The 22,160-nt window shown below is 42.7% G+C and carries 19 protein-coding genes; 5 read left to right on the plus strand and 14 right to left on the minus strand.

What is annotated here, in order from left to right:
- Positions 1–10: 10 nt before the first annotated feature.
- Positions 11–1,543 (minus strand): aldehyde dehydrogenase family protein, encoded by a 1,533-nt coding sequence (locus JWR61_RS02850; RefSeq protein WP_301926344.1) that lies wholly within the window; start codon positions 1,541–1,543, stop codon positions 11–13.
- 150 nt (positions 1,544–1,693) lie between these two features.
- On the opposite strand from JWR61_RS02850, the gene JWR61_RS02855 reads away from it, so the two are divergent.
- Positions 1,694–2,632 carry an AraC family transcriptional regulator gene (locus JWR61_RS02855; protein ID WP_301926345.1) on the plus strand — a complete coding sequence of 313 codons (939 nt, stop codon included), beginning with the start codon at positions 1,694–1,696 and terminating at the stop codon, positions 2,630–2,632.
- Here the strand turns inward: JWR61_RS02855 and JWR61_RS02860 are convergent.
- Positions 2,612–2,749: a hypothetical protein gene (locus JWR61_RS02860; RefSeq protein ID WP_301926346.1), complete on the minus strand. Its 138-nt coding sequence runs from the start codon at positions 2,747–2,749 to the stop codon at positions 2,612–2,614. The two genes, JWR61_RS02855 and JWR61_RS02860, sit on opposite strands and share 21 nt — an antisense overlap.
- A gap of 1 nt (position 2,750) precedes the next feature.
- Here JWR61_RS02860 and JWR61_RS02865 point away from each other — a divergent pair, with 1 nt between their 5' ends.
- A complete protein-coding gene (locus JWR61_RS02865) occupies positions 2,751–6,017 on the plus strand; it encodes an alkaline phosphatase family protein (protein WP_301926347.1) in 3,267 nt (1,088 codons plus the stop codon).
- Between the two features lie 504 nt (positions 6,018–6,521).
- Here JWR61_RS02865 and JWR61_RS02870 read toward each other — a convergent pair.
- Entirely contained in the window at positions 6,522–7,652 is a 1,131-nt protein-coding gene (locus JWR61_RS02870) for a Gfo/Idh/MocA family protein (protein WP_301926348.1), read from the minus strand.
- A 711-nt stretch (positions 7,653–8,363) separates the two neighbouring features.
- On the opposite strand from JWR61_RS02870, the gene JWR61_RS02875 reads away from it, so the two are divergent.
- The 3 genes from JWR61_RS02875 (at position 8,364) to JWR61_RS02885 (ending at position 10,927) form a co-directional block, all read left to right on the plus strand.
- Positions 8,364–8,510, plus strand: coding sequence for a hypothetical protein (locus JWR61_RS02875; protein WP_301926349.1), 147 nt, complete (start codon positions 8,364–8,366; stop codon positions 8,508–8,510).
- Positions 8,497–10,287 carry a translation elongation factor 4 gene (gene lepA / locus JWR61_RS02880; protein ID WP_290337934.1) on the plus strand — a complete coding sequence of 597 codons (1,791 nt, stop codon included), beginning with the start codon at positions 8,497–8,499 and terminating at the stop codon, positions 10,285–10,287. Before JWR61_RS02875 ends, lepA begins: the two co-directional genes overlap by 14 nt.
- A 265-nt stretch (positions 10,288–10,552) precedes the next feature.
- A complete protein-coding gene (locus JWR61_RS02885) occupies positions 10,553–10,927 on the plus strand; it encodes a hypothetical protein (RefSeq protein WP_301926350.1) in 375 nt (124 codons plus the stop codon).
- Here JWR61_RS02885 and JWR61_RS02890 read toward each other — a convergent pair.
- From JWR61_RS02890 to JWR61_RS02940, 11 genes are all read right to left on the minus strand, one after another.
- Positions 10,909–11,400, minus strand: a complete 492-nt coding sequence (locus JWR61_RS02890; RefSeq protein ID WP_301926351.1) for a hypothetical protein — start codon at positions 11,398–11,400, stop codon at positions 10,909–10,911. The genes JWR61_RS02885 and JWR61_RS02890 overlap by 19 nt on opposite strands.
- Before the next feature lie 91 nt (positions 11,401–11,491).
- On the minus strand, positions 11,492–12,724 hold the full coding sequence (locus JWR61_RS02895; protein ID WP_301926352.1) for a glycosyl hydrolase family 8: 1,233 nt from the start codon (positions 12,722–12,724) through the stop codon (positions 11,492–11,494).
- Between the two features lie 76 nt (positions 12,725–12,800).
- The gene (locus JWR61_RS02900; RefSeq protein ID WP_301926353.1) at positions 12,801–13,811 is read right to left on the minus strand and encodes a hypothetical protein; all 1,011 of its coding nucleotides are present in this window, start codon (positions 13,809–13,811) and stop codon (positions 12,801–12,803) included.
- 71 nt (positions 13,812–13,882) lie between these two features.
- Complete coding sequence (locus JWR61_RS02905) at positions 13,883–14,428, minus strand: HAD-IIIA family hydrolase (protein WP_301926354.1); 546 nt, start codon at positions 14,426–14,428, stop codon at positions 13,883–13,885.
- Positions 14,425–15,189, minus strand: a complete 765-nt coding sequence (locus JWR61_RS02910) for a nucleotidyltransferase family protein (protein WP_301926355.1) — start codon at positions 15,187–15,189, stop codon at positions 14,425–14,427. Before JWR61_RS02910 ends, JWR61_RS02905 begins: the two co-directional genes overlap by 4 nt.
- Before the next feature lie 99 nt (positions 15,190–15,288).
- Positions 15,289–17,055, minus strand: coding sequence for an alpha-L-fucosidase (locus JWR61_RS02915; RefSeq protein ID WP_301926356.1), 1,767 nt, complete (start codon positions 17,053–17,055; stop codon positions 15,289–15,291).
- 40 nt (positions 17,056–17,095) lie between these two features.
- Entirely contained in the window at positions 17,096–18,487 is a 1,392-nt protein-coding gene (locus JWR61_RS02920; RefSeq protein WP_301926357.1) for a hypothetical protein, read from the minus strand.
- 64 nt (positions 18,488–18,551) lie between these two features.
- On the minus strand, positions 18,552–19,145 hold the full coding sequence (locus JWR61_RS02925) for an SIS domain-containing protein (protein WP_301926358.1): 594 nt from the start codon (positions 19,143–19,145) through the stop codon (positions 18,552–18,554).
- Positions 19,146–19,153: 8 nt separating this feature from the next.
- Positions 19,154–19,876, minus strand: coding sequence for a TylF/MycF/NovP-related O-methyltransferase (locus JWR61_RS02930; RefSeq protein ID WP_301926360.1), 723 nt, complete (start codon positions 19,874–19,876; stop codon positions 19,154–19,156).
- Between the two features lie 3 nt (positions 19,877–19,879).
- The gene (locus JWR61_RS02935) at positions 19,880–20,902 is read right to left on the minus strand and encodes a dehydrogenase (RefSeq protein ID WP_301926361.1); all 1,023 of its coding nucleotides are present in this window, start codon (positions 20,900–20,902) and stop codon (positions 19,880–19,882) included.
- Between the two features lie 75 nt (positions 20,903–20,977).
- Positions 20,978–22,135 carry a glycosyltransferase gene (locus tag JWR61_RS02940; protein WP_301926362.1) on the minus strand — a complete coding sequence of 386 codons (1,158 nt, stop codon included), beginning with the start codon at positions 22,133–22,135 and terminating at the stop codon, positions 20,978–20,980.
- Positions 22,136–22,160: the final 25 nt, after the last annotated feature.

The raw sequence follows: 22,160 nt of genomic DNA on the forward strand, positions 1-22,160 counted from the left end.
TTTCCAAATATTAAAAGAAGCCCAGTTTACTTTTACTGTAACTGATAAGCATATTTTTAGTTTGACGGTAGTGGCTCAGCATCATCAAATGATTTTCTCTTCCGAAACCAGATTTTTTGTAACCGCCAAAAGGAGCATGGGCAGGATACGCATGATAGCAGTTTACCCAAACACGGCCAGCTTTAATGGCTCTTGGTACCTGGTATACTTCATGGGCATCTCTTGTCCAAACACCGGCACCCAGACCGTATAAAGTATCGTTGGCAATAGCAATAGCTTCTTCGGTTGATTTAAAAGTGGTAACTGATACAACCGGCCCAAAAATTTCTTCCTGGAAAATGCGCATCTTATTATGGCCTTTAAAAATCGTCGGCTTAATGTAGAAGCCATGTTCCAGCCCGCTGTTTTGATGAAAGGCTTCACCACCACATAGCACTTCGGCACCTTCTTGTTTGCCGATATCCAGGTAACTTAAAATTTTATTGTACTGGTCTTCGGAGGCCTGTGCACCCATCATGGTATCAGCCGCCAGGGGATTGCCAAGCTTAATGGAACGGGTGCGCTGCACCACACGATCCATAAATTTCTGGTAGATATTTTCGTGTACCAATATCCGGCTTGGGCAGGTGCAGACTTCGCCCTGGTTCAATGCAAACATCACGGCGCCTTCTATTGCTTTGTCGAAAAATTCATCGTCAGCTTCAGCCACACTTTCAAAAAATATGTTCGGGCTTTTGCCTCCCAGTTCCATGGTTACAGGAATCAAATTTTCGGAAGCGTATTGCATAATCAAACGGCCGGTAGTAGTTTCTCCGGTGAAAGATACTTTATTGATCCTGGGTGAGCTGGCCAGGGGTTTACCTGCTTCCGGGCCAAAGCCTGTTACAATATTTAATACGCCGGGCGGCAATAAATCACCAATCAGTTCCATTAAACACATGATGCTGGTAGGCGTTTGTTCTGCCGGTTTTACCACCACGCAACAGCCTGCAGCCAGTGCGGGTGCAATTTTCCAGGTAGCCATCAGCAAAGGAAAATTCCATGGGATGATCTGGCCCACCACACCAATGGGTTCATGAACATTCAGGCAAACGGTGGTGTCGTCATGTTCACTCATGCTGCCTTCTTCTGCACGGATTACACTACCAAAATACCGGAAATGATCAATTACGAGCGGCAAATCTGCCAGCCTTGTTTCGCGGATGGCTTTACCGTTATCAATGGTTTCCACCACGGCGAGGTATTCCAGGTTATCTTCAATTACCTGTGCAATTTTAATTAGAAGATTGCTGCGGAAAGTGGCGGAACTCTTTCCCCATGTTTCAAAAGCGGTCTGCGCTGCATCAATGGCCAGGTCAATATCCTTTGCATTGCCACGTGCCGCTTTGGTAAAAACTTTCCCGTCAATGGGAGAAGAATTGTCAAAATATTCACCGCTGGAGGGGGCAACCCATTTGCCACCGATGTAATGCTCGTATTGTTGTTTAAAAGTAGGGCGTGCAGCCACATTACTAACCGGTGCTGCGGTTGTAGTTGTACTCATAATGGAAGCGTTTTTTTTTCGTTAATTAATAACTAAATGTGGAACTAATTCGGTACAACCTGCTGTACGATCGTGTCTTTAAATAGCACAATTGTACCTAACATTTTAAAGAATGCCCAAAGCACATTAACTTACAATCAAACGAATGCCATGGCAGCAAAAAATAACCTGCACCATATTGACCTTACCCAACCCAGATACCTGCAAACGCTGGTAGAAAACCGCCGTATTTTCAACCTCAATAATTGCGAACTGAATGTTTTTGAAAGTTACCAGCAAGCCTACAGGGTGCCTTTGACTTTTAGTGATTTTGTAATTACCAGTATGATCCGCGGAAAAAAAATAATGCACCTGTTTGATGAGCCCGCCTTCGTTTATTTGCCCGGTGAAACGGTGATTGTGCCTGCACACCAAACCATGGTAATTGATTTTCCGGAAGCGTCGGCAGCAACACCTTCGCAATGTATAGCACTGGCAGTGGATGCTGAATACATAACCGGCACACTTGATTATCTGAATAATTTTTACAACAACAAGCAGGATTTGCATGAATGGAAACTGCAGTTTAATCAATATCATTTTGACAATGACAACGAAGTAAGCGACCTGATCAATAAACTGATAAGGATTTGCAGCAGTGCAGAAACTACTAAAAATATTTATGCCGATCTTAATTTAAAAGAACTGTTGATAAGACTGGTGCAGAGTCAGCACCTGCAGCAGGTAAAAACAGAAATTACTCACAACGGCAACCAGACCCGTTTACAGTATGTGATGCATTTTATTCATGAAAATCTGACGGATAAAATTTTGATCAATAACCTGTGCCGGAAAGCCTACCTGAGCCGGAATCATTTTTTCAGGTGGTTTAAGGAACAGTTTGGTGTTACGCCGGTAGAATACATCAACCAGGAACGCATTAAGCTGGCCAAACAATTACTGGCCGAACAACAGAAAAGCATCACCTCCGTAAGTTCACTGTGCGGTTTTACAGATGTGAATTATTTTGTCCGGATTTTTAAAAAGATAGAAGGCATTACTCCGGGTGCCTACCAGGGCTGTTTAAAATCAAGCAGCAGTATCAATTAAAGAGGTATCACCAACCCCCGAGCCTAACGTTTTTTGTTCATTCGCCATTAAAAAATTATTATTAAAAGATGATCTGTTGTAATACAGGTCATCTTTTTTAATTTTGATAAACTTCATTATGAAATTACTTTTTGCTTCTCTATTGTTTTTAATCAGCAGTTTTTTTATGGGTGTGTTTGCGCAGCCCGTTATCTACACGGCAGCCAATGCACATTCGCACAACGATTACCACCAGCGCAGTCCTTTCTTCCAGGCATATGCTGAGCAATTTGGTTCAATAGAAGCAGATATCCATTTAAGAAACGGCAGTCTTGTAGTGGGCCATGATTCTGATAAACTGGTGCTGGCAAATACACTTGAGTTATTGTATCTCGATCCATTGGTAAAAAGTATTGCAGCCAATAGTGGCACTGTTTATAAAGATATCAACCGCAAACTGCAATTGCTCATTGACATCAAAACACAACCTGAACCAACCTTAAAAGCATTGGTTGAATTGCTTCAAAAATATCCTGGCATTATTCGCAATAAAACTGTGCGCATTGTAATTACGGGCAACAGACCGGATGTAAAAACATATAAAAATTATCCTTCTTTTATTTGGTTTGATGGGGATGCCAATAAAACTTATAGTAAAGATGCACTGGCAAAAATCGCCATGCTGAGTGAAGATTTTGAAGACCACACCAAATGGAGAGGGATGGGTGAACTGCCTGATACCGCCCGCACAGCGCTGAATGAAATGATTGCAAGAGCCCATGCAGCACATAAGCCAATTCGCTTTTATGCCTGTCCTGATTTTGCCGCAGCGTGGAAAACAATGGAGCAACTGAAAGTGGATTATCTCAACACAGATCACATTGAAGCATTGGGTGATTTTTTAAGGCGGCGCAATGATTCCTTACGGTTAATGCCTTTTAACCGCATACTCCATTCTGCAGGAGAAGTCATTCGTTTCGGCGATCCAAACCAGGAAAATCATGCGCTGGATGCGGCCACCATTACCAGCGATGGTAAACTGGTTATTGAAGACCGCTATGGCGTTGTAGTGCTGGATGCTGTTAACAAGAAAATTGTTCAACGCTGGAGTTATTCAGACCTGCCTGCGTATAAAAATTATATCAGCACTTATTCCGGCATCACGTCATTTATGTGGAAAGGGCAAACATGGATTTTATGGAGTGCAACGGAAACAGACAATGGCAACTCTGCCATCATGATGGCAGAATGGAAAAATGGATTACAGGATATATCGGCTGTTTCAATCGATAAAGCAGCACCTGCAGCAACGGCCATACCCAACCAGGTAATTGTATCCATAGAAAAAGGCGAACCATATTTTTATACCGTATTAAACGGTAACAATGAACTACTGAAATTTCGCTGGAGCGATAAAAGTATTATTTGGAGAAGCCCAACCGGCGTAGCTCCGTACGGAGTTGTAATGGCCGGTAACAAACTTTATGTTTCCAACTGGGCGGGTAATACAGCAACAGATAGTTTGAAGGAAAGAGCGGGCGTTCCATGGGGGTTGGCGTATACGGATCCACGTACCGGCGCCACCGCCGGGGGAAGTGTTTCGGTATTTGATGCTGGCGGAAAAAAGGTGCAGGACATTACGGTGGACCTGCATCCCAATGCAATTATTGCTTCAAAAGACGGACGGTTTGTGTATGTGTCCAATGCATCCAGCGATGTTGTCAGCGTAATCAGCACAAAGACAAATACAGTCATCGGTAAAATTGATGTGGGATTGCTGAAAGGTAAAAACAGTCTGCAGGGCAGCAGTCCCAATGCACTGGCTTTAAGTAATGACAATACGATTTTATATGTTGCCAATGGTTTTGATAACGCCGTGGCAGTTGTTGCGCTTGGAGCTAAATTGTCCACTTACGGCAAGGGCAACGGTCATGTGACTGGCTACATTCCAACAGAAGCTTATCCCGGCGGTTTGGCTTTATCAGGAAACAAACTAATCGTCACCAACCTGGAATCTGATGGATCTAATGTAATTAGCGCCACAAAAGGCGCAAGACAAATTCATAACCAACTGGCTTCTGTCAGCATAATTCCGTTGCCGGATAAAACTGTATTGGCAAGATATACCCAGGAAGTGGCACAGCTCAGTCTGTTAAGCAGAACGGAACAACTACAGTTAATGCCGAGAGAAGGCATTGCTTCGGTGCCGGTACCGGAGCGGCTTGGCGAGCCTTCGGTGTTTAAACATGTTATTTATATTATCAAGGAAAATAAAACGTACGACCAGGTTTTTGGTGACATGCCTGCCGGGAAAAATGATTCCTCGCTGTGTATTTTTGGTGAAAGAGTAACACCCAACATGCATGCACTGGCAAAAAAATATGGCTGGATGGATGATTATTACGCCTCCGGTAAATCATCTGCCGAAGGGCACCAATGGACGGATGCTGGGATGGTATCTGATTATGTGGAGAAGAATGTGAGGGCATGGATAAGAAGCTATCCTCACCGCCAGGAAGATGCGCTGGTGTACAATAAAAATGGTTTCATTTGGAACCAGGCACTTGATCATGGAAAGACGGTGCGTATTTATGGCGAAGCCTGTAAAACAGAATATGATGAAAAGAGAGACTGGCTTAGTTTGTATACGGATTACACAGCCGGCAATAAACCCAACTGGCACAACGGTAGCACCATTGCGAGAGTTCGCCCGGTAATTCATCCAACTTATCCCGATTGCGACAATATTAATTTTACTGATCAGCAGCGGGCGGATTTATTTATGGAGGAGTGGAAACAATTTGACTCGGCAGGCCAGTTGCCCAACCTGATGGTGTTGAGTTTACCCAACGACCACAGCGCCGGCACATCTCCTTCTTTTCCCACGCCCAGCGCCATGGTGGCCGATAATGACCTGGCTGTCGGCCGCATTGTTGATATGGTTAGCAAAAGCAAATTCTGGGATTCAACTGTTATTTTTATTACGCAGGATGATTCGCAAAGTGGCTGGGATCATATCTCTGCCTACCGAACCATTGGTTTAACCATCAGCCCTTACAGCAGTGGAAAACTCGTGACTGCCAACTACAATCAAACCTCTATGCTGAGAACGATAGAGCAAATACTGGGCGTGCCGCCCATGAATATTATGGATGGTACGGCCCGCCTGATGATGGATTGTTTTACCACTCAAAAAGATACCTCAGCTTATACTTATTTACCTAACAATATTCCCTTGAACCAGATGAATAAAGACCTTAAAACCTTACAGGGAAAGGCAAGAAAATACGCATTGCAATCGCAGGAAGAAGTGTTTAATGAAGTGGATGGGGGAGAAGATGATGCGATGAACCGCATTCTTTGGTTTTATGCAAAGGGAGAGGAGAAGTATCCGGGGACGAAGTGACCCAATCACTTATGCCATAGAAGTCTTCAGGAATAGCCCATAAACTTCTTCGAACAGCTAGATTATGGAGCTTAAAATGCCAGGATAATAACAATCATTGTGGAATTGCAGCAAGCATTCTGCCATTTTGATTTTACAAGCGTTTAACTGAAAATCCTTTTGCCAGTAATTTAAATCTTTTCTAACAACATACTCGTCAATACATTTCTTTTCATCATTTGTTAGAGCCGTGAATTTATCTACCTCATTTGGCAAAGGATATTTATAATGTGCCTGATTAATAAGATTAACTATCTCATCAATTTTTTTAGGTAAAATATCTGAGAAAAATTTCGAATTGTTTTCAAAATTTAGCTTTTAAAAGTTGGTGTTTAATGCGATAATCGCCTGTTGTACGGATTGCATGGCTGATAATTTATTTTCAAAATTCCAGCATTTTATTTACTTGAAAAAATTAAAAAACGTTTTTAAAAGCGCAATATGTCTATACTTATTGGTCAGAAACTATTTCTTCAAATAAACCGTTTTCCCCGTCTTCGCAGATTCCCTTGCGGCTTCTAAAATCCTCACCACGGTTACATTTGTTTTCAACGCATAAACGCCATTTTCAGGAACTTTTATTTTGTTATGCACCACGTCGGCAAAATAACTAAACGGGTCTTCATACACCGGTACTTCGGCGGCAGTTACCACGCGGCTGTGTTCTTTGGCATCCTTCTCTGCCCTCAATCGCATGTCGGTATTATTTACCGTAATTACATACCCGGTTTGCCCGTACACCTCCATGTCTTTTCTGCCAAAGGGCCAGTTCCAGGAAGCTTGTATAATACATTGTGCTGTTGGATAGCTCACCACAATAGTCGCTTCATCATCTACCTTTGGATAGATGGCGGGTTTAAATTGTTGTGTTACCGCAGTAACGGAAATGGGTTGTTCGCCCTTCATTAAATAAGTCATCAGGTTGGCGCCATAGCAACCAAAATCTATCAGCGCACCGCCACCGTTTTGTACCGGATCAGTAAGCCAGTCAAAAAATTCTTTGTTTACATTAATTTCTTTTGGTCCCTGGTGACCATCGTGTATTACGACCTTTTTAATTGGGCCAATATAATTGCTGTCGTTCGTCAGTTCATAAGCTTTCACTGTAGATGGATACCAGGAAGTTTCAAAATCGGTCAGTAGTTGAATATTGTTTTTTGTAGCCAGCTCCTGCATCTTTACGGCCTGCGCCAAGGTCGTTGCCAGGGGCTTTTCAACCATTACATGAATGTGCCGCGGAGCACAGGCTTCCACAACTTCCATGTGCTGCAATATGGAGCCAAAAGCCACAACAGCTTCGGGTTTTACCGCATCCAGCATTTTACCCAAGTCGTGGTAAATTAATTTTGAATCCAGACCATATTGTTTGGCGTATCGCTGCGCTAATTCATCGTTGGGTTCGTAAATGCCAATCAATACCATGTCGGGCTTCTTCCTGCTTAACAGCCAGGCCACGTGGCCATGCGTAATACCGGCAACGGCTACCCGAAGCGGTGCTGTACTGGTTGACTGGGCATGAGCCGGCAAAACGGCTATGCTGTTAACAGCAATAAAAAGTAATATAAAAATATAGCGGGAAAACCTGGTTGTATTCATTCGGCAGTTATTGATGATTTATAATCGTTTAGATAAAAATACAAAGTATTCTACACAAAGGAACAAAGAATACAACCGGTACAAAGTTCTATATTTCGCCGTTTCCTTTGTCTCCTTAGCCGTCGTTGTGTGTAAGAAAAAATAGTTTTAAATCATCCTCATTTTTAATACGGATTTTTATTTATGCAGAATGCAATTTGCGGGGCGAAAGCTGTGCAAAACTAGACTGGTAACTTCGAAAAATACCCGTCTAAAAAGTTGCATAAGTGCCAACTGGATTTGTATATTTACACCATGAATTGAGAAGAAAGAATCTGTAAAAAGATGGATCAACTCAAAGCAGGAGCATCAGGTTTAGGAAGTACTACGGAACAAGCAATTGGAAAGTGGGAAAACAAATTTGGTGCTTTTTTTATGTGCCTATATGAACCAATTCTTGATTGAGCCAGTCAGGCGAATGTGGTTGACGCATGTTTTAAACTGTTGTACAGACTTGCCTGAAAAAATTCCTCTTTTTTTATTGTTTCACTACTGACGTACGATTCTTTTCGAACTGGACGCACTGCATTTTAACCTGTTCAACAAAGCTCCGCTTGCCCAATGGCTGCAGGATAGGAGTGGAAAGACCGGAGTAACCCTGGCGGCGGTTGCAAACCCCGCCAGCGGTTACGGAGGGCTTGCAACGGATAGCCGGAACCAAAGCCGATTGGCATGCCTCCGCTGAAAGCCCAGCCTGTACTGGAAAGTGTGGCTATTTTACGGCCTGTTTTTTCAATTTTTCCTCCTGTTCCAAATCCGCCAAAAGCGGCTATCTTTGCGGCTCTAAAAACAGACGAACAAGGGAATGAAGAATATTAGAAATTTTTGCATTATTGCACATATCGATCACGGAAAAAGCACGCTGGCAGACCGTTTACTGGAATTTACCCATACCATCGGCGAAAGGGATATGCAGGCGCAGGTGCTGGACGATATGGATCTTGAAAGGGAAAAAGGTATTACCATAAAAAGTCACGCCATACAAATTAATTACAAATGGAAGGGCGAAGAATACGTGTTTAACCTGATCGATACACCCGGCCACGTGGATTTTAGCTATGAAGTGAGCCGTGCCCTGGCTGCCTGCGAAGGTGCCCTGTTGCTGGTGGATGCCAGCCAGGGAATACAGGCGCAAACCATCAGCAATTTATACCTGGCGATAGACAATAACCTGGAGATCATTCCCGTGATCAACAAAATTGACATGGACGGCGCCATGATACCCGAGGTAACCGACCAGATTGTAGAATTGATTGGCTGCAAGGCAGAAGATATTTTGCTGGCCAGCGGCAAAAGTGGTATTGGTATTGAAGAGATATTGACCGCTATTATCGAACGCATTCCACCGCCAAAAGGCGATCCGGAAGCACCACTACAAGCCTTAATTTTTGACAGCGTGTACAATTCCTTTCGCGGAATAATTGTTTATTACCGCGTGTTCAATGGCACATTAAAAAAGAACGATAAAATTAAATTCAGCAATACCGGGCTGGAATATGGAGCCGATGAGGTAGGCATTTTAAAAATGGGCCTTGCACCCAAAAATGAAGTGCGGGCCGGCGATGTGGGCTACATTATTACAGGGATAAAAAATGCCCGTGAAGTAAAAGTGGGCGATACCATCACCACCATGATCAATGGTGCAACGGAGTCCATCAAGGGTTTTCAGGATGTAAAACCGATGGTATTTGCAGGTATTTTTCCGGTTGAGACAGATGCTTTTGAAGAGCTGCGGGATTGTATGGACAAGCTGCAATTGAACGATGCCTCGCTTACGTTTGAACTGGAAACATCCCAGGCTTTGGGCTTCGGTTTTCGCTGCGGATTTTTAGGCATGCTGCACATGGAAATTATCCAGGAGCGTCTGGAAAGGGAGTTTAACCAAACCGTAATCACCACTGTACCCAACGTAAGTTTTATTGCCACCACCACCAAGGGCGAAGTGATTACCGTAAACAATCCTACGCAAATGCCCGACCCGAGCCGCATAGAAAAGATTGAAGAACCTTTTATCCGGGCACAAATGATCAGCAAGCCGGAATACATTGGCAACATCATGACGTTATGCATCAGCAAACGCGGCGTGCTGGTAAGCCAGGGTTACCTTACACCAACAAGGGTAGAACTGAGTTTTGATATGCCTTTAACGGAAATCGTTTTTGATTTTTACGACCGCTTAAAAAGTATCACCCGTGGTTATGCCTCTTTTGATTATCATCCGATTGAATATCGCCCGAGTGATATTGTGAAGATGGATATTTTATTAAATGGCGATAAACTGGATGCGTTGAGCGCCCTGATTCACCGTGCGAGAGCGCATGAATTTGGCCGTAAATTATGTGAAAAATTAAAAGAACTGTTGCCGCGTCAGCAGTTCCAGATTGCCATACAGGCCAGCATAGGCGCCAAAGTAGTGGCCCGCGAAAACATCAGCGCCATCCGAAAAGATGTTACCGCCAAATGTTACGGTGGTGATATCAGCCGTAAACGCAAACTGCTGGAAAAACAGAAAGAAGGTAAAAAAAGAATGAAGCAGATAGGCAACGTAGAAGTACCGCAGGAAGCGTTTTTGGCGGTATTGAAGTTGAATGATTAAGAAGTAGTCTGGACCCCTAAATCCCCCAGATTGGCATTTTGGAGTTCGCAGTTTTGGAGTAATTTTCTTGACATGGTGTTTGAGCGAAAAAAATTTTGGTCCGGGCTAAGAAGCTTTGTGAATCATTGTTGCATCGCCCTCTTGTACAAAGACAGCTTTGATGAACTTTTTATTAGAGCGGGTGTCATGCAGATGTGGTAACTCCAATCAGCAGGTTCATTTTTTAATTTAAATTTTTTACTTTTCACTTTAAATATCTTCCACAATGAGCAAGCTCTCTTTAGACTCCGACATGATGTTCGAAATTACTGCCCGCTTTATTGCAAAGGGCAGTGATGCGCCTGTAACCGGGGATCCTTACAGGGTAAGGCTTTTCGACAAGGATATATTCGACAACGATTTTATTGGTGAAAGCGGAATTGATAGCAATGGATATGCTAAAATTGCCTTTCGCCACCAGGCATTTGGCGACCTGGCGAACATAGAAACCTTCCCTGATTTTTACTTTGTAGTGTACAAAAACGATGTGCCTGTTTTTCAAAGCCAGGTAATGCAGGATATTGATCTTGAAACCATTCAGCAATATAAAAAAGGAGAAGGAGAAGTAGTTGATTTGGGAACTTATTTGATTGATGCCTGATTAATTTTTCCCGTCATCCAGGCATTTTTTATCGATCCGCTCAGTTGCGGATTTTTTTGCAAGCTATCCTGCCCGGCTGGTTGCGAAATCATAACAGTGTCGCCAATCAAAGTATTTTTTTCATTCGTGCTCATGTTTGCTAAGTCGGGTTCTCCTTTTGTTGTACAACAGGAAAATAAAATAGTGCCGAAAGCGAGTAAGCTGGCTGCTAAAAAGCATTTCCATAAGGGCAGCGACATGCTAAAAATAGTTTCGGGTAAGTGGATGGCAAATGGTTGTACCTGGCCGGTTCTAAATCTGCCACAAACTTTTTCTTCCTTTTTATCAGTGAAGTAATGCTGTACTTCGTCATCAGTCAAACCCGAAAAGTCAATTACTGATTTCCCACATACATCGCAATATCGTCCGTTTTGATTTGGCGCCATATCCATCCAGGATTGGTTGCAGGGTTTGGGAATACTTATCTTGAGCATGTTAACGTTTTACTCAAACTGGATGCAATATTTTTTTCTATTGCATAATTATCACAAATTCTTTTGGTTGAAACAGATAAATTAAATGCAGCTAGTTGCTAATTGATGGCGTCCAGTAATTTCCAGATAAAATAATCAGGTTAAATAGTTTAATGGTGTTATCGTAGTAATCGAATTGCTCCAGTTTAAAACCAACAATGTAATCCCACAGCTTATTAAGCCAGGCCTGGTTTTTAGCGTCTACCATAGCCGCGACAGCAAACGAACTGATGAAACTCAACGCTTCGAAGTTGCGCTTTCGCATATCATCGCCCTGCAGTGTATACCCTGCAGAAATATTATCCGGATTGTCTTCCGTTGTGCTGCGTATCCAGGCATTGATTTTTGCTGCGAATGCTTTTGAACGTTTGTCGCCGTTTACAATATAGTCGGTAGCAATACGCCAGGGAACCCGGCAGGCATTGTAATTATAACTACCATCATGTCTCGACTCCAGATAGCTGGCTCTTGCCGGTCCCGGCCTCGAATGGATGTGTTGAATAAAATCCGGCACCAGCCCGGCATCGGGACTGTATTGTTTTTGTAACAGAGAAAACAACTTGTAATTTTTGTCAATCACTTTATCCCAGAATTCACTATCAATCACTTTTTTGAATGCCTTAAAATGCGCAGGCATAAAATCTGAGGAACGCATATCAAAATAATCCCTGCTGCCCGGCTCTATCGCATTGCTCAATAATACTGAGAAGGTGATTGGGTTAATTTCGTGCTGCATGATAGCGCCCAGCATTGCCTTTGCTTCGCTTAAATAAGGAATGCTTCCCTTGCTTCCCCATTGTGCATCCGCAAGCAGCAAGGAATAAGCAATGTCCAAATCGCCATCAGAAGCGGAACTACCATCTGCATCGGCGAATGAATTGGTTTGTGCCCATGCCATCAAATATTTACTGTTGGTACTTGGATGGCTGCGGTAGTAATTATACAATCCATCATATATTGTTTGTGCTGCAGTATCCTGCCCGGCAATCAGGGCAATGATGATCATACCATAACCCTGGCCTTCAGAAACGCTTTTGTATTTACCCGTTGCATCTCCCGTCCAAATATAATACTGGTTCTTGCTGGCGTTGCTGCGGAGGTAGCGGTGCTTCCAGTTATAGTAGAAAGATGTTACAGATTCGTCGGCTTGTTGTTGTGAAATATGGCTGGGAGTAATGACGTCTTCAGAATAATGAACGTGTTGGGGAAATGGCTTCGATGGTGTTTGAGCTGATGAAACAACATTAAGAAACAGGAGGTAAAAAAATGTCAGAACGGTTTTCATAATTCATTCTTTTAACCAGCTATCGCAGCAATCTTTTTAGTGAAATGAAAACAACTTACAGGTAAGCCGCTGCATTTTAATTCTCCGGTTTCACTTTCTTCTTTACCACTTTTGTTTTTTTAACAGAGGCGGGCGTTCCTGTTGCAGCTGCTTTTTCACCAGGCGAATCCTGTAATTTATCTTCTTCCAGGTTACCCTGCGTTTCCCTCAACGGGCTTGGTACGGGTTCCTTGCCTTCTGGCGTAATCTGGTTGAATACTTTTTCTACATGTATCCATTGTCCGTTCTTCCATTTAAACCCCTCGTAATCTCCGTCAGGTATCAGCGTCCACTTCTTTTTTGGTTCATTGCTTTCGCTTTCCAAATGCTCAAAAACAATCATGTCAAGGTCAGCATCGTAAGTCAGCCGTGGACCGGTGGATTTTTTATACTCCATGATGTAACGGCTTACGGCCGGCTGTTTCACCGCATCATTGTCAAAACTAAAATAGCGGCCACCAAAAACGGGTTCACCATCTTTAAAACTCAATACTTCAATTATTTTACGGTTACTGCGAATGTTGTTTTCATCGTATCCCAATAGGGTATAAAAATTTTGGTTAGCGCTTCTTGTTTCAATCATCCGGTAATATACAGCGCCAATCCAGCCCCTGTTGTCACCTACCGTATCACTGATATTGTCTGTAACATCTGACTTATCAATGAGTGGAAATAATTTTAGAGAGCCATCCGTGGTCTTCATCTGGATGGCACCATGCTGGCGGATCACATTGTCGCTGATCACCATTTGCCAGGTAAAAATGCGGAAGCTGCTGTCGGGCGGATATAATTTTGAAATTGTTTCCAGGCTATCAAACGGGTAGCTGAATGAACCGGTTGTTTTCAATGCCCGTACAAACATTTTTGTAAAAAGACTGTCCGCCTTAAAACGGTTTTGCGGGTTGATGGCCTGTATCATATCTTTCGCATACGTCTTTAAAGAGTCTTCTTTTTGCTGCAAAAAAACAGCATCAGTTTTATGCAGTCCCTGCGAAAAACACAATTGAACAAAAACAATACAACCAGCCAATACAAACAATTTCTTCATACAATAAATGTAAAACAATACTTTAACAAACAGGATAACAAGGGCTCCTGTGCTGTAAAATTAACGAAAGCTTACAGGCTTTTTGCAAAATCAATCAGGGAAGGATAGATAGCATCAATCCGTTTATCCGGGCCGGTTACTTTGGGTTGAGTAGTGGGTAAAAAAATAGTTTTAGCACCTATGCCGCGGCCAAATTCCATATCGCTGAAATTGTTGCCCACCATGATGGATTTCAAAAAATCAATATCTGTAAAATCTCGCTTTGCCTGTAAAGCCATGCCGGTATTGGGTTTTCGGTTGATACTGTCTGCATTTACATCAATGCAAAAATAGATGCTGTCAATTCTGCCGCCCGCTGCTTCAATTTCTTTTACCATCTGCTGGTGGACGATTTGCAAGTTTTCAGGTTTGGTAATACCGCGGCCAACGCCCCGCTGGTTAGTGATAACGATGATATATTTAAAACGGCAGGCGAATATTTTTAACGCTTCTTTTACGCCTGCATAAAATGTAAAATCTTCCCAGGTATTCACATATCCGTCCACTTGTTCGTGGTTGATTACGCCATCCCTGTCTAAAAAAAGAGTCCAGCTATTGTCAATTAAAAACTGGCTCATGCGGTTAATAAGTTTAAAAATTTGTTTGTGCCATCCGGGGTATTGGCCAGGTTGTTTGCTGTTGAAATCATTTTGTATTCGTCCTGGAAACGCTGGTAATCTTCGGGTATGCCAATATCAATAAAATAATGGTTGTTGATTACGCCATATAACTTTCCGGTACCGGTATTTTTTTCGAGGTATTCTTTTTCAAATGAAAAAACTTCGGGATAAGTTTCGTTCAGCAAGGTGGTTACCGTTAGCGCATAAACGCCGCCATTGATAGTTCCGTGTTCACAAAACTGTTTTTCTTTAAATGCTTTGATAGATTGATCGCTGTTGATTTCTACTGCGCCATATCGGTCAAATGCGGTCATTTCTTTCAGGGCAATGGTACAAACGGCACGATGCTTTTCATGAAAGGAAGAGAGGGCTGCAATGTCTGCAAGAAACAAAGTGTCACCGTTTACTATAATCACATTCTTTTCAGTCGCCTCTTTACAGGCAGCTTTTATTGCGCCGCCTGTGCCAAGGGGCGTCGTTTCAACAACGTATTTTTTTTTCAAGTCGGAGTAATGCGTATCTGCATAATCAATGATGACCTCGCTTTTATAACCCAGCGAAAAAATAAAGTTTTCGATGCCTTCTTTTTGTAAGGCTGCGATTACAAAATGAATGAAAGGAAGTCCTTCGACAGGGGCCATGCATTTTGGTAAATCCCCTACTGCACTGCGCAGGCGGGTACCCAAACCTCCCGCTAATATGATTGCTGTTTTAATCATTATCCTTTGTGTACTATTCTAAAAAAAGTTGTAAGGCCCGCAAGATAAATTATACTGCGAAATTAATATGATTCAATGTACTCTTTACTGAACCAACCATTATTCGACAGGTTCTGCAATTATTCTTTTCAAATTAAACAATTCTTTGCCAGCCTGGACTGGCCTTATTTTTAGCGTGTAAGAGCCGGGGTCTGTAACAGGTAAAATAGTTATTGTCTGCCTGATCCATGTCAATGGTTTCCATTCATCATGCTCACCTGTTTTAAGTACCTGGAAGGGAAATTGTTGTCCCCCTATTTCCAGTATTCCTTCTTCGCCTTCACTGTCTTTACCGGCTGCATATTCCAGGGTTATTTTATAATCGCCCTTTTCTTTTACCTGGATATTGAAACTCACTTCATCTGTTGGCGATTGCAAATTTTTGATGCAGACCGCATGCTTCCAGTCGCCAAAATAATGCGAGTAGGTTACAGTGCTGATGGATGCCTTTCCCTTCACCGATGCAAAATCCGGAAGTAGTGAAAATTCAGGGTATTGCATGCTCCATGTTTCGGGTGTGTCATAATTTTCAGTCATTGTGCCACTGTATTCAACGGCTACCACAGCGTCTCTTAAATCTGGCAATACGGCCGGTAACCGTATTTCCAGGCCCGTAGCGGTCATTGCAGCAGCTACCTGTTTTTTATTGGAAAGCCAATAAACCCTTCGGATGTTTATTCCGTTTACCGGCACACTGATTTTTCCATTGAGCGGTGATTGAAAAATATGTATAAAAAGTTTACCTGGCTTGTTGGTGGTAACGCCCCATGGTTGAGGCTTAATAAGTGAACTGGTAGTACCATAAATACTCTCCCCGTTTTGATGCAGCCAATTCCCTGTTTCTAAAAAATATTTTTGTGATGGCTCCGGAATTTTGCCATTGGCCATGGGGCCGATATTCAATAACAGGTTGCCACCTTTTGAAGCAATGGTGGAAAGTAGCCGGATGATCTCTTTCGGCGTTTTAAAATTATTGTCAAACGACGAATAGCCCCAGGAATCATTGTGTGTAAAAATAGCTTCCCACGGGCCTTTTACCACGCCCGCCGGCACTTCTCCGTCACCAAAATCGGTATAATCTCCCAGGCCGTTACCAACCCGGCTGCTCACCAAACAATTGGGTTGCCAGCCCTTCACTTTTTTTAAAAATTCTGCTGATTGTTCGGGTGTCATATCTCCGGGTGTATCAAACCATATCAGTCCAAGGTCACCGTAATTGGTCAGCAGTTCTTTTATTTGCGGGATTGCTTTAGCAGCATAATAAACGGGGTAATCCTTTTTTGTGTCATCAAAATCCCAATTGTTGCCTCCTCCATTTGGCTCGTGCCAATCCTGGAACTGAGAATAGTAAAAACCCAGCTTGATGCCCGCCTTTTTGCAGGCTGTCGCTAATGCTTTCATGGGGTCTTTTTTATATGGTGTGGCATCTACAATATTAAAGGCGGATACCATCGATTTAAACATCGCAAAACCTTCGTGGTGTTTGGCGGTGATAACGATGTATTTTATGCCCGAGGCTTTTGCCAGGCTTACCCATTGCTCTGCATTAAAATCTACCGGGTTAAATTCCGCTGCAAATTGTTCATATTCTTTTGCCGGAATTTTTGCCCTTTCCTGCAACCATTCACTGATGCCATAGTATTTCTTTCCTTTGTAAGTGCCTGCATGCCCCGCAAACAAACCCCAATGTATGAACATCCCAAACCTGGCTTCACGGAACCATTTTGTTTTAAGGTTTTCTTGCGGTGGAGCGGCAGCAACTTGTCCCGAGGCCGTTACATCACGCAATACAATACAAATAAAAAGAGCAATAATTTTTTTTATCATGAAGCAATTTTTTATGACTGAGCTGTTAAAAGTGTTGAGTTTATTGATTGTTTTTCTTAGTCTTTTTTACCGCTTTTGAAGACGTTTTAATGCCTTCGGATGATTGTCTTTTAAAAGCAATGTAAGGGCCGCTTACAGATGCCAGGTAGACTGAATTTTGCGGAGTATTCTTGTTATAGCATTCCCAGGGAGCACCAAATTGAGGTCCCTTCCTATAATCTCCTGCACGCAGATCATCCATGTATTCTTTAGCAAGCTGTTTGGCTGCGGCTATATCTGTTTTGGCAATTGCGTAACAAACCCAGCCGGTTGGCGTGCCCCAATAAGCGCCGTTCTGGTAAGTATTCTTTTCTGCTAAACTATGCTCCCATGCGGTTGAATCATTGTAATCATCCGTGGTAAGTATATGCCGTATATTTCCTCTGAAAGACAAGGTTCCATTTTTATAGGCTTTGCGTAGAAGCTGGCTGGTCTTGATGAGCCGATCATCTTCAAGTACGCCAAAATACACGGCCAGCGCCGTACTCCATACATCAGCCTGCCTGCTCTTACCCGTTGAAGCCACCAACATCCCCCGTGAGTCGTAAAAGATTTGAGGAATAGTTTGTTTCAATTTGGCGGCAATATTTCTGTACGATTTTGCTTTGTCTTTCAGGTGAATCAATTCAAATAAGTCAGCCATTTCTAACGATGCCCGGTATTTTAATAAAGATGGTAAGCAAAGATCACCGGTCATTGTAATCACATCCCTGAATCCAAAATCAACACCTCTGAAGTCGTCTGTTGTATAAACCAACGCGCTATCCTGACGGGTGGGTGGCACTTTATAAGCCATTTCCAACCGGTCGATTAATGGTATGTCGTTGATTTGCTGAAACAGAAATTTGGGAGCTGCAGCAGTGGTGACATAGTAATGGGCCATGTGAATGAAAAAGTACTGATCGCAATAGGGTGGTGTCATTCCCCAGATTTTTCCGCCCTGCTCACGATAGTCGTAAGTGCCCGGAAAAAAGATGGGCTTGCTGTCGTCAATCCTGATGTGATCAGCAATGGCACCAACCGGTATCATACTGCCGGTATTGGAAATCCAGGTTTGATCACACTGCGTTTTTGCCGTTAACAGCAGCAATTGTTTTTGTTCTTCGGCTGTTACAAAACCGCTTTCAAGTGACATCACATAATCCCTTATCCAGTAGGCCGGATAGCTGCTGCGGCCGCCTGGCCTTATTAACACAATGCCGGTGTTGTTGTTACCAAAATCGTCCGAGATCTTTTGCCCCGGGTAGATTCTTGAACTTTCCATCACATCCCTGGTGAGTCCTTCCAGGTAATTCATATCCGTTTTGGATAATAGACTTGTATTACTACCCTGTTGCCCTTTCACGCCAGTTAACAAAAGAAAACTAACAAGTAAAAGGTAGATATTTTTCATAAATGCTAAGCAAAGAGTTTAGAATTCTACTGTACACTATATAGAAAGCCCTTTAATGCAGCGCTTAGCTGGCTGTCGTTGTTTGGCCAAACAATCTTTCTTCCACTAACTCGCAAATAATATGGCCCAGTAAGATATGACTTTCCTGAATCCTCGGCGTATCCGTTGATGGAACATTTAGTAAATAATCCGAAATTTCTTTCATGGCGCCACCGGTAAAACCTGTAAAACCAATGGTGATCATTTCCTTTTCTTTGGCGGTCTCAAAAGCATTTACAATATTGGCGCTGTTGCCAGATGTACTTAAGCCAACCAGCACATCACCTTTTTTACCGAGGCCTTTAATCAGCCGTGCATAAATCAAGTCAAAACTATAATCGTTTGCTACCGCAGTTAAATAGCTGGTGTTGCAATGCAACGCTTCAGCAGGCAATGCATCGCGATCGATATAAAAACGGCCGCTGAATTCTGCTGCTAAATGCTGTGCATCTGCAGCGCTGCCGCCGTTGCCGCAAAACAATACTTTGTTACCATTGTTAAAAGCGGTCACTATAATATCTACACAAGTGGCAACGGTGCTGATGATTTTTTCATCTGCCAGTAACTGCTGTTTTACAGCGATGGATGCATTGACGCGGTCTGCTATTTTTTGGTTCATATGTTTAATTAATTTACCTGCAAAGCCGTAAACAAAAAATTGTTGGATGCGGCAATTGGTGTAAGGTTGATATAGTACGATTCCGTGAAATTTTTAACTGCTAAAAACTCATGGGTCGGTACGCAAAATTCATCAAATAAAATGATATCACCTTTTTTTAAATAGGGTGCAAAAGAAGTTAAGGTATATAAGGTGGAGGAATATAAATCAGCATCCATATGGATCACCGTCAGCTTATCGTTGTTAAAGGTTTTTAAAAATCCGGGCAAGGTTTGCTGAAACAATCCCTGATAAAAAGCAGCCCTGGTATCATCGGTTTTTAACACTTCATTGCCATTGCTCATATCTCCTTTTTTAAAAGGACCATAATCTTCCGGCAGTCCGGAGAAGGTATCAAAGCCCGAAAACGTTGATTGTATGTTGGAATGATTTTTTAACCACCAGTAAAAAGAACCGCCATTGGCTACACCAAATTCCAGGTAATTCATCGGCTGATCTTTAATGAATTGCTTGTTTAGAAATTCATACAAGCCAAATCGTTTTTCGCGGGAGCGGTCGCCACTAAAAAAATCATTGTATGCCAGGCCTTTTTGTTGATTAATCCACTTGGATTGTTTGGACAGGTAAGCCAGGTTTAGCAAAAAACCGCTGAAAGGCTCTACCAGTACATGTAATTTAAAAAGGCTGAAAAGCGCTTTTGTTTTTTGTATTAAGAAAAATTTAAGCCACATTGGTTATATCGTCCAGGTTGTCAGCCCATATTTGGTGAAAGAATAATCCCTTATTTCGCCACCAAAACTATTTAAAGTTTCTATCACTGCATAACGGGTATTGTTCGGGCAATAAAAAATCATAAAACCGCCGCCACCGGCACCGCTTATTTTGCCACCTGTAGCACCTGCTTTTTTTGCGGCATTGTAAATCAGTTCAATTTTGTCGTTGCTGATGTTGTGCGCCATCCTGCGTTTTTGTTCAAAACCAAAATCGAGTATTTCGCCAATTTCATGCAGTCTTCCTTTTAACAACGCTTCTTTCATCATCCTGGCCTGCTCCTTTAACTGGTGCATGGCTTCAATGCTTTTTTCATCTTTGTTGTTTACATTTTTTACCTGCTCTTTTATAATATGAGCGCTTTCCCTGGAAGTGGCTGTAAAATACAGTACCAGGTTATTACCCAGCTCGTGCAAATATTCCGGGCGAATGCGCAGTGGGTTTACAATCACTTTATCATCCCCATAAAACTCCATGAAATTAACACCACCAAAAGTGGCGGCATACTGGTCTTGCTTGCCCCCGGCCAGTTGCAGGTCTTCCCTTTCGATGGAGTAGGCTAAATGCGCAATATCATAGTCGCCTAAAGGCAGTTTCAACATTTCAACAAATGCTCCTAAAATGGCTACAACGAGTGTAGAGGAAGTGCCCAAACCGGAGCCTGCAGGGGCATCAACAAATGTAGATAAACGAAAGCCAGTTGAAGGCAGGCCGTACATGGAATTGATACGGTTGTAAACGCCTTTCAACAAATCCAGGTGCCCGTTGATGGGCAGGCTGGGCGCCCAGTCAAAACGTTCGCTTTCTTTTCTGTCAAGCGCTTCTACAATAATTGTTTTTTCCTGCAGTGGTTCAATGCTGGCGTAGGCAGAAAGGGATACCGTTGCATTTAAAATGGCACCGCCATATTCATCGCTATAAGGACTAACATCGGTGCCGCCGCCGGCCAAACCAATACGTAAAGGCGCTTTGCTTCTGTAAATCATGGCTGCAAATTAACGAATATGCGGAAGGAAATAATAGAAGGCGAATATTATAACAATCAAAAAAATTGCAGTGTTTTACAAGCTAGCCACATCAAATATGGTTTCCACCATTTTTGACCAGCTGTATTTCTTCTTTTCTTCAATTAAATGTGGCAAAAAATGTGCGGCACCTTTTTGAAAAAACTCGGTAATTTTTGCTGCAATGGATTCAGCAGTCGGCTCCGCAATCAGTCCCACTTTATCGTCCGGAACAAGGCTGGGCAAGCCTCCGACGTTGGTTACAATCATGGGTTTTTCAAAATGGTAGGCGAGGGGAGTAACGCCGCTCTGGGTGGCGCTTCTGTAGGGCTGAATCACTACGTCTGCGGCACTTAAATAATATTTTACTTCGCTGTCGGCAATAAATTCTGTTCTTAATATCAGCCGGTCCTCAATGCCGAGTTTTGCTATCTGCTCGTCGTAAGGTTTTCTGTCTTCGTAAAATTCGCCGGCTATTAAGAGTTTGCCCCCATCCCCTAAAGGCGGGTACTTTGAAGCTTTCAATATTTTTATGGCATCTAACAAAATGTCAAGCCCTTTGTACTTTCTTATGAAGCCAAAAAACAACATTATTTTTTCATTCTCCGGAATATTTAAATGTTGCCGTGCTTCCTGCAGACTTAGCTTTTCTCCAAAATTATCGTATAACGGATGCGCCACAAATTTGGCTGGTTTGCCCTTCGCAAACAGGGGTAGATCACTTAATACTTTTTCGCTCATGGTGATAAACGCATCAATGGGCGGTACAAAATATTTTGTAAAAGCAACATCGCCAATCCGTTTTTCGTGTGGGATAATGTTATCGGCTATGCAGACTATCCTGGTATGCTTGTTTTGTTTTACAATACGCAAGATGCTGCCCAGGCAAGGCCCCATAAACGGCAGCCAGTAACGCACCACAATTAAATCAGGTTGTTGCCTTTTTAGTTCCATTCCCACGCTTATCCAGTTAAGCGGGTTAACTGAGTTGATGCGTACATGAATATCCAGGTCGGCAGGCGCAGGCTCAGTAGAAAATTGCGTGGTGCCCGGAAATAAAAAACCGGGGTATTGCAATGAAAATGTATAAATGTTAACGGTATGGCCTTGCTGTTGAAATTCCTTTGCAAGCCTTTCATCGTAAGATGCCAACCCGCCCCGCAAAGGATGCGCCGGGCCAATGATGACGATATTTTTATGGAACGCTGATGACACTGATTAGGCTGATTTAACACTGATT

Origin of the sequence: Ferruginibacter sp. (assembly GCF_028288465.1) — a bacterium.
Lineage (GTDB): Bacteria > Bacteroidota > Bacteroidia > Chitinophagales > Chitinophagaceae > Ferruginibacter.